The following is a 12661-nucleotide window of genomic DNA, read 5'->3' on the forward strand; positions in this document are numbered from 1 at the left end:
GTTCAGGGCCGCCTGCCAGGCCTGGTTAGCACATTCACGATTCCGTCTGTGTCCGTGCGGGCCAGGGCCTCGTAGTCGATACCGATGCGGATCACCGGGCGCGAGCCGGCGTGGCACCACTGGGCGGAGCCGATCGGCAGCGAGCCGATGTCGATGCACGTGAGATGCGGGGCCAGTCCGGGGACGGTCCAGGATGAGTCGAACCAGACCAACGGTGCGACGCCCTGCGCCGAATCACTGGCAATCGCCTCAACCTCATGTCCCAGCGTGCTGCGAGTAACGACCGATGCGGAAGTGCCTGCCACAGGGTCGTCAACGGGAGGCACCCATAGCGCCCGGCCAGGCCGGGATATGGATTCGCGCCTTCCGTATGCCGTTGGCGCTTCGTCGGCAGGAACAGGTGGTATGTCGTAGTGGTCGGCAAGGCCTCCGGCTTGGTCGGATGTGATCGCAATCTGCCGGTAGCCGCGAGTACGTCCGGTCATCACCCGCACCCGGCCGCGGTCGTCACCCGGGAGGAGTCGTTCCACTTCGGTTCCGTCACTCCACCAGCCTCCGGGCCAGCGCACGGTGTCCGGCCTCCGACGCTCGACCCAGGCGCCGTTGAGACCGGGCACGCCGGTGTAGTGATCCACCGCCTCCCCCAGCGTGGCGACGACCGCGCCGTCCGCCACCATGTAGGAGGTGGTCCGGCCCGGCAGGCGCTCGGTGAAGACCACGGCCCTGCCGCCCCCGGTGTCACGGTGGGCCACCGAGCTGCGGGGTAGGTCTCCTATAGGCGAGGACTCGCAGATGTCTCCTTGCGAGGTCGCCGATACGACGTAGTGGTTGACGTGGTCTTCTCTCAGAAATGCCGCCAGCTCGGTCGCCGTGGCGGCGATACCGAGGATGAGCGAGTCCTCCGCCTCGAGCAGGACTGCTGCTCCGGCCGGCAGCCCGGTGAGTGGGACGTCATCCATCATGACGGTGCATGCCCCGGCGCAGAACAGCTCCTCAACGACCGCATCCGGCCACGCCCCCTCCCCCGTGCTGTGCCGGGGAATCGTCCGGCAAACCGGGTACTCCCGGCGGAGCCAGATCACGTGCTTGCCGAGCTGCCACAGGCGGGTCCGCCCGGCATTGTTCGGACGCAGGCCGAGCAGTGAGCGAGTGGAGAGGCCCCAGCCGACAGGATCCGCCTCCATATGCTCGCGCGCGCTGGCCTGTACTCGCCCGTCACCTTGACGGTGGCAGTAGACCCAGCCGTGTTCGCCGTGCCGGCGGGGCAGGCCCTGCGCGGTGTCTGCGAGCAGTGTGCTCTTCCCGTCCGGTTCGACGACGCCCAGGTATCCCTCGGGCACGGGGGTGGGGATGAGATCGCCACTGATGAGGTCGTAGGCGATGCCCCGGTGGCGCAGCAGGTCCGTGCGCGGGCGCGCCACAGCCGGGTGCGTGGGCTGCTCCAGCCGGACCTGTGCACCCGTCCGGGCGTCGGTGAGCGTGTGGACCTCCACACGTCCCAGCCCCTTACCAATCGCTTCGGGATGCTCCCCCGGGCCATGCCCGGCCGCTTGCCCCGTCATGAGGGGACTCCGGCGCCCACTGCTCCCACTGTAGCGGTGGTCATCGGTGTGAGTCGGCCGGCTTCCATGCGGTACCTGCGGTCGGTAACCGGTGTGAGGCGCGCATCGTGAGTGGTGACGACGATGCAGTGGTCCCGGCGCAGGTCGAGCAGGGTGACGATGAAGCGGTCAGTGGCCTCGTCGTCGAGCGCAGCCGTGGGCTCATCAAACAGCAGCACGTAGGGGTCCAGCGCAAGCATCCGGGCGATGGCCAGGCGCGCGCGCTCACCGCCACTGATGCGCATGCCGTGCTCGCCGAGCATAGTGTCCATGCCCGAGCGGTCTCCCAGGCGGTCCAAGTCCAGGCCGACGCGTGCGCAGAGCTGCCGCACGTGCTCCTCGCTGATGTCAGGTCGCACCGCGCGGAAGTTCTCCAGCAGCGTCCCGCTGCGGAAGAAGGGCTCCTGCGGACACAGCTGCACCATGCCGTTCCAGGCCTCGGTCCCGGTTTCGGCCGGGGAGTAGCCGCCCACGGTGATGCTGCCGTGCGTGGGGCGGTTGGCTCCGGCAATAAGGGTCAACAGCGTGGTCTTGCCGCTGCCTGACGGTCCGACCACGGCGACGACCTCCCCGGGGCTGGCAGTCAGGTCGACGGCGTCGAGCAGCACGGTGCTGCCGGTGTCGGTCGGGACCGAGTAGTCGACCTCGCGGACAGCCAGACTCTCACTGCCGTGCGGCGTGATGGCGGTGTCTGCACTGGTCGGTTCGTACCAGTGCTCGTCCGCCTCCAGGAACTCGTTCACGCGTGAAAGCGCCGCCCAGGAGGTGGCCAGACCGGTACGCATCCCCGAGGCACCCTGCAGCGGCGCGTACAGCTGGGGGACGAGGACGGAGAGCGCAGCGAGTTCACCAACGGTCATCTCACCACGAATGACCGAGCGACCCCCGATGACGAGCACCACCACGGTCCCCACCGTGCCGATCAAGTCCAGCGCCGTTGAGAAGAGACCATCGATCGTGATCATGCGCGTGTAAGAGGTGCGCACCCCCGCCGCTGTCTGCTCGGCACGACGGTGATCACCCCGGATACTGGCCGCGGTGCGGGCGAAGAGATGCCCGGATACTCCCATGCGGTCGGCGACGGTGTTGCTGAAGGCGGACATCGCCTCAAGCATGTGATCGGTCGCGGCACTCAGCGTGCGTGAGACCTTCTCGGTGGGCACCATGAGCACCAGCGCCAGCACCAGGACGGTCAAGGTGATGGTGTAGGAGCGCGACCACATTACCCCCAGCAGCACGCCCAACCGCGTCACCAGCCCGGTCAACTGCGGGAGAATGCCGGAGACGAATGACTGGGCCTGCGCGGTGTCATTGGTGATGCGCGAAAGCGCGTCTCCATTCGGCGCAGCCGCAACGGCCGAGGACGGCAGCCGGGTGAGCTTGTCCAGCATGAGCACCCGCAGGTGCTCCTGGAAGCGTTGCCCGGTGACGACGGTTATTCGTTGTGCGGCAAAGCCGACGACCGCGTTCGCCAGTGCGGCGGCCGCGGCGAGCAGCCCGGGGATGATGACCACCGTGACGGAGACGCCCGGGCCGGCGGCGTCAATGATGCGCTGCAACATGAGTGGCGAGACCACGGCCAGTCCGGCCTGGACGGCCAGCAGTAGGGAGATGCCGATGATGGCGGGCAGGATGGCCCGTGTGACCCTGCCGCAGGCGGAGGCCCAGAAGTGCCGCACGGAGCTCACGGCTGGGCGACGAGGTGACGTTCCCGCCATGATTGCAGCACCTCCCGGCACTCCTGTAGTCCTGATTCCACGTGTGCGTCGCTTGGGTCCGCAGTGGACATGGAGACGACGGCCGGGAACGCGGATACGTCTACGCCGACCTCACGCAGGCGAGTGGCGGGTTCGGAGTCGCGATCGACCCAGCGGATCGTGCCGCCCGCCTCGATGTCATTGACCTCGTGCTTCTCCATGATCTTGAGCGCGGAGCAGGCGGTGCAGGTCGGGGAGAGCACCACTAGGAGGCGGTCGTGCTCCGCGCTGGGCACCTGTGCCTGCTTGCTGCGATTGTTCCACAGGGCGATAGCCAGCGTCATGACCAGTGCTGAGGCCGCCGCGACGGCCAGGCGCGCCAGCAGAGGTGAGGCGGCTCCGTCGCCGAGCACGGCGGCCGCGGTCAGCGCCACGGCAGCGAGCGCGCAGCCCCAGATATGCAGCCTGCCGACCTTCATTCCGGCCACGCCGAAGCAGCCGCATTCCTGCCCGCGCAGGGTGGTGGCGCCGATGACGAAGGCGGCGTACACGCCGGCGAGTATGAGGCAGGCCAGGCGCGCACTCGGTAGGGCGAGCGCGGCCGCCGCGGCCAGGATCTCCACGGCGATGACGAACCCGCTGGACAGGTGGAGGTTGAGGAAGTTGGCGCCTTCGGGCCAGGCCAGGCGCATGCGCGCAGTGGCCCAGAGCTTGGCGCCGGCGGTGCCGAGCAGGACCCCTGCCGCTCCCCCGATCAGGACGGTGATCAGTACATCCATGATTGTGTCTCCTTGTTCTTCCTCATTGCTTCGAGTCGCTGGGCTCGGTTTCGGATGTCCGGTTGCTGTCCGTCTCAATCAGAACCCCGGAAGTGACCGCCTCCTGGAGAACCGGCGAGTCTATGGGCACGAGGTCTCCGAGCAGGGCCTGCTCGACCAGTTCGCCGGTGCCCTCATCGAGCTCATATACGGAAAGTCGGCGCAGGTCGGCAATGGCCCAGCCACCGTTCTCAAGGTGTGTGAGGCTCATTCCTTCAGCGAGCCGCCAGCGTCCAGCCATGACGTCAACCACCTCTCTGTCTCTACGGTGTTCTTCACATCTGGGGCGTACTGCTGCCTGAGGAAGGGGTCCTGGCCGATCTGCGCCAGCCCTTCGGTGTCGATGAGTCCGCGGGCGGCCAGGGCGCCGTCGGCGAGCTCCTCCTGCCAGGTACCCCAGGCGCTTGCCGCCTCGCGCACCGCCTCAAGCCGCGCGGCCGCGCCGTCGTCGATCGGGTCTCTTCCGTAACGTCGGCAGATGACGGCGTCATGGGTGCGCACGCCGGGCCGTACGCTCGCCGAGCGCTCCTTGTAGGGAACAGCGGCGAAGGCGGCGATGACCCGCGGATCGTGGGCGGGGCGGTAGGTACTGGCCCCGGAGGTTGCAGGCTTGCCCGCCGCGGTCCACAGGAGTTGGCACACTCGCGGGGGCAGCCCTTTTATGGCCTCCTGCCAGGAGGCGAGCGACACGATGCGGGCCACATCGATCATGTTGATGGCGTCAACCGTGAGCCACTGCGGGGCGACCTCGATCTCCGAGACGACATCCTCAGACGTGGATTGGTGTTCCTCCTGATCGGGCTTCGAGTTCCGGCGACCGCTGCGCAGCAGCCGGTCGAGAAAACCGCCGCGTGACTGCTGCCGTTCTTGCTCGGCCTCCACGGCGCCAATGAGGTCACGTATACCACGCAGGTCGATGTCCTGTGCTTCCACTTGTACGGGAGGCTCGGATGAGGACGTGGCCGCGGAAGTGACCAGCTCGCTGACGTAGCGAGTTACGAGGTCATCGACTACGTGTGATGACCGGATGTCCCCATTCACACCGTGCTGGTGCAGCGCCTTCGCTAGCACCCGCTCGGCCTCGCCGATAAAACGGGGCTCAAGGTCATACTGCGATTGCTCGTACGGAGTGATCGCGTCTCCTTCAAGGCGGGTTCCGGGGGTGCGGCGGAGCACCCCGGTGAAGAGTGACTGACCGAAGGACGGGCGCACGCCGGCGATGCCGGCGATCACGAACATGAGGCTGGCGGAGGCGTGGTCTGCGGCCAACGCCTCCTCTGTCACGGAATCCCAGGAGCCGGCGTCGTTGCGCAGCAGTTCCGCAGCCTCTGCCCAGGGGGAGGCCGAAGATGTAAGGTTAGTGCTCATTGGTGTGGACCTTGAGGTTGTCAGAGGTTCGGGCCTCGGGCCCATTCCAAGCCGTGGCACCGGCATGGAATGGGCCCGAGCAACACTCGCTACCGATCAGTAGCAGGTGCAGCGGAGTCGCGCCGTCCAGAAGTCGCAGTACCCGCCCCGGTAGTTGACACTCTTGCAGTGCCGGTTGCACTTGTACTCATTGGGACAGCCGAAACCCTCGGCTCCCTCAAGGGGCGCCTGGGTCTCGGACCGGAGCGCCTGCTCGAAGCTAGCGGCGGCGAGGCTGCTGCTGCGGCGAATGAACTTCCTCATGGTGTGTTCCTCTCGAATGTTCCCGGGCGTGATCGCGCCTGGGAGTCGTTGACGCACGGAGGTTTCCGCACGCCTTCCCCGATTTGGGGAAGTCTGTGTGTTCTGTAATGAAGGAACGGATGTGGTGATGGCGAGCTTGTTTATAGCGGCTTCATTCCTGAGCAATCGCGGTCACGGGGACTATGGACGCGGCACGGCTGCTGGGGCGCAGGGCGGCGAGCACACCGACCACCGCCGCTGCGAGCAGGATCGCCACCAGCCATAGCCAGGGCACCCGCAGTACGAGTTCCGAGCCGCTGTCGGCTCCCATTACTGCGGCTACACTGGCCAGCCCAAGGACCGCACCGAGAACGACTCCGATCACACCGCCCAGCAGCGAGGTCAGGACCGACTCGGTGATGAAGAGCCCTCCTACCTGACGCCGTTGTACGCCCATAGCACGCAGTACCCCGATCTCCCGGACTCGTTCCAGCACGCACACATCCGTGGTGTTGGCCATTCCGGAAAGAGCGATCAACAGTGTGAAGGCCAGTACTACGGAGATAACCGCCATAATCCAGTTGAGGTACTCCGTGAATGTGGTGCGGCCTGCTGCCGTGGTCGTAATGGAGTAACCCTCCCCTTGCAGGAGTTGACGCACCTCCGAACCTACCGCAGTGTCACTACCATCACCGATGACGCGCACCCACAGAGATGAACCCACGGGATTGTCTCTGACCAGATTCTTTGCGACCGCAGCCGTAATAACCGGCCCGAAGCCGCCTTCCTCCACGTGTACGGTCAGTTCGGCACTGCCCGCAGGTCCTGTGAGCGTCACAGGCGTTCCCTCGGGCAGGTCATAGATTTCTCCGACAATCAACGTATTGTCGTCAAGACCCTCCAGTCCGTTGTGGGAGCGTACGACCGGAGCGACCTCAGCCACATCCACTGCGGACACAGTGATCGTATTGTCCGCCGTCATATCCGAAGAAATACTCACATCGAACGTCGGCACCAGGACCGTCCGATCAACGTCGTCCACGTTCTCTACCCGGGCGGTCAGCGTGGACGTATCAGCATCGGCGGGAATACCGCTGACCTGGATGTCTATGGGACTGCCGCTATTAATGTATCCATCCATTGAAGCGCGCGCACTGGTGATGCCGGTGATCAGGGTGGAGGCGACGGCCACGGAAACCAGCAGTGAGGCGGTGGTTGCCGCCGCGCGCCCCGGATTGCGGGCCAGATTGCGGGTGGCGAGTTGCAACACCGGCCGACGCGCACCGCCTGCGAGTCGCTCCGCGGCGCGGGAGGCACCGATAACTAGCAGCGGCAGTCCTACTAACACACCCAGTACCAGAAGCACTGCGCCAGCCGCCGTGTACTCGATAACTCGCGCCTGAATGCTCAATCCGGTTATAACCAAACCGATTACGACTACCACCAGCCCCATGATGGCGCTGATCACGCGCCGACGGCTTAGCGAGCGCTCATTGGCCACCTGCCCGGTCAGGGCCACCAGGGGCGAGACGCGGGTGGCGCGACGGGCCGGACGCAGCACCGCCACCAGTGTCACCGCGGTTCCGAGGAGTACACCCAATAGGAGTGAACGCCAGGACACCGTGAAATACTCCCGTTCCAGACCTTCGATCAGGCCTGCACGTGATACCAACGCTGCCAATCCCACGCCGAGTCCGGCGCCCAGAACCGAGCCCACCAACCCGGTGATAAGCCCGGTGCGCAGCACCGCTCCGAGCACCTGGCGGCGGGTCGCACCGATGCAGCGCAGCAGACCGGTCTGGCGCGCCTGCCGGGCCACCATCGTACTGAACGTCGTCGCGATCACGATTCCCGCAACCACGGCGCACACCGGCCCCAGTAGCTGGAACAGTGTCATCGTCACCGAATTCACCGAACTTTGTCCGGAAGTCCGCATGACCACAATATCGGAGGCGTCGTAAACACCCGCACCCGGTTGAGAGGCCTGCACAACCTGCTGGACCGAATTCATGAGCGTAGCGGTATTTGCACCCGCAGAGCCCGTCACATATAGAACAACAGGAGTCTCCGGAACACCGAGCACCGCACGTTCTTCCGCTGTCGCAAAGACATAAGCCGCGTCTGTCCCCTGCCGAGTGATCTCGGCACCAGGCTGGATTATGCCCACAACCGTCGCAGTTGAACTCGCTTCGGCGTCAGAATCCGGTTGGAAGGAAACGGTGCTCCCAACTTCAAGATCCTGGGTCTGCGCAGCAGCCGGGGAGAGGGCTACCTCTCCTTCCTTCTCCGGCAGGTGCCCCGCCGTCAAACGTGTGCCACCGCGTATCTCCGGCACCTCCAGCACGAACGAATGCGAGTCGTACGCAGAACCGGCTGGATGCACAATCCACGTCGAGCCCTCGATATAGGGACGCACACTGGCCACGCCGTCGGCGGCAGCGACGTCCCGGACCGCCTGCTCGGGCAGGGTTCCGCCCGTGGCGTCATCGTGACTGTCGGCGATGACGACCACATCGGCGTCGCCGACCGAGGCGCGAGCTGCCGCCGTCATCTGCGCGGTCGAGGAATCGGAGATGATGAGGCTTACAACGATGAGCGCCGCGCTCATGGCGACCGCCACCAGGGCGGCCACGGTGCGGCGCAGGTCAAGCATGGCGGGCATCAGCGCACCCCCTGCACGGCGGCCGCCGGGGCGGCGTGCTGGCCGGTGGGCCGGGAGAGCACGTCGTCGCCGACGATCCGCCCGTCCCGCAGCCGAACGATCCGGTTGGTGGCCCCGGCCGCGTTCTGATCATGGGTGACCATGACCACCGTCTGCCCCAGGGCCTCGCACATGCGGGCCAGCGTCTCCAGCAGGGATGCGGCCGACGCGGTGTCCAGGGCCCCGGTGGGCTCGTCGGCGAAGATCACCTCCGGCCGTCCCACGAGGCGCGGGCCACCGCCACACGCTGCTGCTGGCCGCCGGACAGCTCGCTGGGCCGGTGCTCCAGCCGGTCCCCGATCCCCAGGGAGTCGATGACGGCGTCGTACCAGTCCCGCTCCGGCTTGCGGTGGGCCAGCCGCAGCGGCAGCAGGATGTTCTCCTCCGCGGTCAGCTGCGGCAGCAGGTTGAAGGCCTGGAAGACGAAGCCGAGCTGGTCGCGGCGCACCGCCGTCAGCTGGCGGTCATTCATCCGAGCCAGGTCCTTCCCGGCGATGAACACGCTGCCGGAGTTCGGGGTGTCCAATCCGGCCAGGCAGTGCAGCAGCGTGGACTTACCCGATCCGGAGGGCCCCATGACGGCCACGAACTGGCCGCGGCTGACGGCCAGGGAGACGTGGTCCAGGGCGGTGACCTGCGCGCCGCCGGTGCCGTAGATCTTGGTGAGCATGCGGGCCTCGACCACTTTCGGGGCGGCGGGGTCGGCGCCGGACAGGCCCAGGTAGGTGGATTCGGTGGGGGCGGACATCGGGGTTCCTCCGTAACGGCTTGCTTTGGCTGACGGGATCAACGCTAGAAGCCGGAGAATCCGTTGGAAATACGCTGAAAGTCGGAACTACCGGCCGGCCGCGGACAAAAGTCTCAGCGCCGTCTACTACCTTCGCACCACCCCGCCCTCAACCTCCAGGACGAGACCGCAGTCACACCGCTCGGGGTAGTCCCTGACGCTCCCGCTCCCCGTTCCGCCCGGTACGAGCCGCGGTCCACATCGGAACCTCAGTCTCGCCATTGGGCGGAGGTATGGTCCCAGCGTCCCTGACGACGTGAACCGTTGAGGACCTCATCCAGACACGCAGCGGCCACCTTGAGCGAGGCGTCGAGCGAATAAAGCGCTGCCGGAAACTCGGCGAACTCGCGCGCCTGAATGGAGTAGGCACGCTCCCACCCCGGGGAAGGCGAGACGAGCGCGGTTGGCCTCGGGATTCGCCGGCGACTGGACTCGTGATCCACCACTTCGCTCAGTCTCGCGGCGTCGAAGTCGAGGTTGACAATGATGCGAACGATGTCTGCCAAATCGCGGTAGCGCGTGGAAGCCGTGCGTGTCTCTCCGTGCAGTTCGTATATCGCACAGATCTTGTCCGCAAGATGGTTCTCAACAGGCACTGTGGGCACAGGCGGTAGATCCGCGATCGTCTCATGCTGGATGATCGGTGCTGGGGTAAGCCGGTCAACAGGACCGTTGATGTGGCGCCGGGTGGTTATGTCTATGCTGAAACGGCTGAACTCGGAGGCCCCGAGCAGGACCCGGACGTCGGCCTTTGCCGTCAGAGCGCCGTAGTCGTAGGCGTCGGGCGCGCTGTGCGGCGACACGTTGAGGAGTTCAAAACGGAACGGATCAGAATCAATGGGGCGGCTCAGGGCCGACTTGAGTTCTTCTCTCAGCTCTTTTACGTCAGTCCAGCCATGTGCGCGGGCAAGGTCGACGTCGCGGGTGAAGCGGCCACCCCGAGTGCGTATGAGCAGCGCGTTACCGCCCAAAAGCAGCCACGCATCCGTCTCATCGGCGAACAGGCGCTTAGTCAGCAGCGCGAAGACGTACTGCTGACGAATATCGTCGGCAGTGACTCCGCGGCGTCTGGCTTCAAGCCTGATGCGCGAGTTCAACGACTGCCGCAGACGCGAAGCGGCGAGCCGGTCAATCATCTACGCCCCCATCCCGTGAACAGCCGCAGTCAGACGCCGAGTCGTTGCCTCATCCAGCCCCATCTGCGGGATCAGCGTTGCAGGCGCGTACCGGATAGTTTGGAGGGCTGCAGACGGCGGGCCGGCGATCGTCAGGAGTGCGGCGACGAGATCGGCTCCGGTTTTGTGCCCGTACGCGGATGTGTAGGGCTCAAGCGCTACGGCGATCTCCTCGAGGTCGGCCTGCGAAGTGCCGGCAGCGTCTCTCACGGTTGCCGCAAGATGCTCCACGTCGGTGTGATCAGCGGCCAGGTCGGCAATGGTTCGCGGGACGGTGGTGACCGAAATGCCGTCGACGACGGTTACATCGCTGTCAGTGAGTGGGGCCTGTCGGTAGCGGATATCAGGCTGGCGAGTCTGTTTCCTGGTTGGAGCCGTCAAGGAATGACGACTCGGAATAAGTTCGCCGATACCGTGCAGCGCCGCTGCGGACGTGTGAGAAACGGCGGGGCTGTCCGGGTCATCGACGCGCTCGTCTGCGAACCGCCCCGGGTCCGTACTTAGCCATGCGCCGCGAACATCCTGGTGCAGATCACTTTCAGAGCCGGGCAGTGCGTACACGCCGTGGCGAATACGGACCAGCCCGTCGGAGGCAGTCAGGCGGGTGAGTGTGGTTCGGTCGATGCCGAGCCGTGAGGCCTGAGCCGTGGTGATCAGGCCTCGCTGCGAACCAGTGGCGGAAGATAACGTGCGGAGTGCGTCTGCGGTTCTCATACGACCTCTTGCTGCATTTGCTACATCCATAATGTAGCAAACGCAGCAGGAGGGTGCATGCCAGCACAGTAGCTAAGCGAAGTGCTCCTGTCTCCGACTTGCCTCGCTCGGAGCGGCCGCCCCGAACCCCGGGCCGCTCCCTACTCCTGGGCCAGCGCGCTCACAGGGCGACGGCAGCGGCGCGGCCGGCGGGGCGCAGCGCCGCCAGCACACCGATGGCCGCGGCGGCCAGCAGAATCCCGGCGAGTCCCAGCCAGGGCACCTGCAGCACTAGGCTGTCCGCGGCGTCGAGCCCGAACACGGCAACCACGGCCGCCATGCCGAACACCGTCCCCATGACCGCCCCGAGCAACCCGCCCAGCAGGGAGGTGAGCACCGCTCGGTGATGAACAGGCGCCGCACCTGGCCGCGCTGCACCCCGGTGGCGCGCAGCACCCCGATCTCCCGGAAGCGCTCCAGCACACTCACATCGGTGGTGTTGGCCAGCCCGGACAGGGTGATCAGCAGGGTGAAGGCCAACACCGCCACAATGATGGTGACAATGCGGCTCACCTGGTTGTTGAAGCTCGCGCGCTCGGTGGCGGAGGTGCTGACCACCAGGTCGGGCCGCTGAAGCACGTCGCGCACCGAGTCGACCACGCTCGTGTCGGTGCCGTCCCCGGCGGTACGCACCCACAGAGACAGTGCCGTCGGTTCCTGTCCTGTCAGCTCCTCGGCGACTGCCGGGGTCACTACCGGCCCAAGACCAGCCTCGGCCACGTGCACGGTCAACTCCGCGCTTCCACGAGAGCCGGTGAGGGTGACGGCCGCGCCCTCGGCCAGACCGTAGTCGTTGGCCAGGACGAGGGTATCGTCGTCCAGCCCCTCCAGGCCCTTGTCGGAGCGCAGAACCGGGGCGACCTCGGCCGGGTCCACCGCGGACACGGTGATCTCGTCGATCTCGTAGTCGCTTGGGGTGATGCCCACGTCCAGCACAGGGACCACCACCGCCTGTTCCACACCGTCGGCGGTCTTTGCGCGGGCGGCCAGCGCCGCGGCGTCGTCGGCGGCGGCGATCCCGTCCACGCGGATGTCGACCGGCGCGCTGGCGCCCATGATGGCGTTCATGGAGGCGTTGGTGGTGGCAATACCGGACAGGAGGGTGGCGCCGACCGTGACCGTGACCAGCAGGGAGGCGGTCGTGGCGGCGGCTCGCCCCGGATTTCGCGCCAGGTTGCGGGCGGCCAGGTGCAGCACGGGCCGGCGGGCACCACCACCGAGCCATTCCACCAGCCGGGCCCCGCCGACGACGAGCAGCGGCAGCCCCGCCAGAACGCCCAGCACCATCAGCACCGCACCCACGGCCGTGTAGATGACTACCTGCGCCCACATGCCCAGCCAGGTGATGCCCAGGCCGATCAGGGCAACTACCACCCCGGCAGCGGCGGTCCGCATCCGGCGACGGCTGAGCGAGCGCTCATCGGCCACCTGCCCCGTCAGGCCACCAGGGGCGAGACCCGGGTGGCCTGACGGGCGGGG

The 12661-nt window shown here is 66.5% G+C and carries 10 protein-coding genes and 1 pseudogene; all 11 read right to left on the minus strand.

Annotated elements, in window-relative coordinates; genetic code table 11:
* Window positions 1–2: 2 nt before the first annotated feature.
* A complete protein-coding gene (locus BW737_RS00770; protein ID WP_257210310.1) occupies window positions 3–1562 on the minus strand; it encodes a hypothetical protein in 1560 nt (519 codons plus the stop codon).
* On the minus strand, window positions 1559–3289 hold the full coding sequence (locus BW737_RS00775; protein WP_257210311.1) for an ABC transporter transmembrane domain-containing protein: 1731 nt from the start codon (window positions 3287–3289) through the stop codon (window positions 1559–1561). Before BW737_RS00775 ends, BW737_RS00770 begins: the two co-directional genes overlap by 4 nt.
* Complete coding sequence (locus BW737_RS00780) at window positions 3286–4077, minus strand: hypothetical protein (RefSeq protein ID WP_257210312.1); 792 nt, start codon at window positions 4075–4077, stop codon at window positions 3286–3288. The genes BW737_RS00775 and BW737_RS00780 overlap by 4 nt, the downstream gene beginning before the upstream one ends.
* A 22-nt stretch (window positions 4078–4099) precedes the next feature.
* The gene (gene adfB, locus BW737_RS00785) at window positions 4100–4327 is read right to left on the minus strand and encodes an actinodefensin-associated protein B (protein WP_257210313.1); all 228 of its coding nucleotides are present in this window, start codon (window positions 4325–4327) and stop codon (window positions 4100–4102) included.
* Window positions 4324–5484: an actinodefensin-associated protein A gene (gene adfA / locus BW737_RS00790; protein ID WP_086615403.1), complete on the minus strand. Its 1161-nt coding sequence runs from the start codon at window positions 5482–5484 to the stop codon at window positions 4324–4326. The genes adfB and adfA overlap by 4 nt, the downstream gene beginning before the upstream one ends.
* A 96-nt stretch (window positions 5485–5580) precedes the next feature.
* A complete protein-coding gene (locus tag BW737_RS00795) occupies window positions 5581–5787 on the minus strand; it encodes an actinodefensin (protein ID WP_086615404.1) in 207 nt (68 codons plus the stop codon).
* Window positions 5788–5938: 151 nt separating this feature from the next.
* A complete protein-coding gene (locus BW737_RS00800) occupies window positions 5939–8428 on the minus strand; it encodes an FtsX-like permease family protein (protein WP_086615405.1) in 2490 nt (829 codons plus the stop codon).
* Window positions 8428–9215: pseudogene (locus tag BW737_RS00805) on the minus strand (ABC transporter ATP-binding protein). Before BW737_RS00805 ends, BW737_RS00800 begins: the two are co-directional and overlap by 1 nt.
* 248 nt (window positions 9216–9463) lie before the next feature.
* Complete coding sequence (locus tag BW737_RS00810; RefSeq protein WP_086615406.1) at window positions 9464–10390, minus strand: nucleotidyl transferase AbiEii/AbiGii toxin family protein; 927 nt, start codon at window positions 10388–10390, stop codon at window positions 9464–9466.
* The gene (locus BW737_RS00815) at window positions 10391–11173 is read right to left on the minus strand and encodes a type IV toxin-antitoxin system AbiEi family antitoxin domain-containing protein (RefSeq protein ID WP_086615407.1); all 783 of its coding nucleotides are present in this window, start codon (window positions 11171–11173) and stop codon (window positions 10391–10393) included.
* Window positions 11174–11413: 240 nt separating this feature from the next.
* Window positions 11414–12661 (minus strand): FtsX-like permease family protein (locus BW737_RS00820; RefSeq protein WP_143233206.1); only part of this gene is annotated, 1248 nt, incomplete at its 5' end.

This window comes from Actinomyces ruminis (assembly GCF_002154335.2).
GTDB classification, from domain to species: Bacteria; Actinomycetota; Actinomycetes; order Actinomycetales; family Actinomycetaceae; genus Actinomyces; species Actinomyces ruminis.

What these genes read in the sequence shown, in the direction of transcription:
- BW737_RS00770 (WP_257210310.1), bottom strand. Translation starts at nt 1,562, where the DNA reads ATGACGGGGCAAGCGGCCGGGCATGGCCCGGGGGAGCATCCCGAAGCG.
- BW737_RS00780 (WP_257210312.1), bottom strand. Translation starts at nt 4,077, where the DNA reads ATGGATGTACTGATCACCGTCCTGATCGGGGGAGCGGCAGGGGTCCTG.
- adfB (WP_257210313.1), bottom strand. Translation starts at nt 4,327, where the DNA reads ATGAGCCTCACACACCTTGAGAACGGTGGCTGGGCCATTGCCGACCTG.
- adfA (WP_086615403.1), bottom strand. Translation starts at nt 5,484, where the DNA reads ATGAGCACTAACCTTACATCTTCGGCCTCCCCCTGGGCAGAGGCTGCG.
- BW737_RS00795 (WP_086615404.1), bottom strand. Translation starts at nt 5,787, where the DNA reads ATGAGGAAGTTCATTCGCCGCAGCAGCAGCCTCGCCGCCGCTAGCTTC.
- BW737_RS00800 (WP_086615405.1), bottom strand. Translation starts at nt 8,428, where the DNA reads ATGCCCGCCATGCTTGACCTGCGCCGCACCGTGGCCGCCCTGGTGGCG.
- BW737_RS00810 (WP_086615406.1), bottom strand. Translation starts at nt 10,390, where the DNA reads ATGATTGACCGGCTCGCCGCTTCGCGTCTGCGGCAGTCGTTGAACTCG.
- BW737_RS00815 (WP_086615407.1), bottom strand. Translation starts at nt 11,173, where the DNA reads ATGGATGTAGCAAATGCAGCAAGAGGTCGTATGAGAACCGCAGACGCA.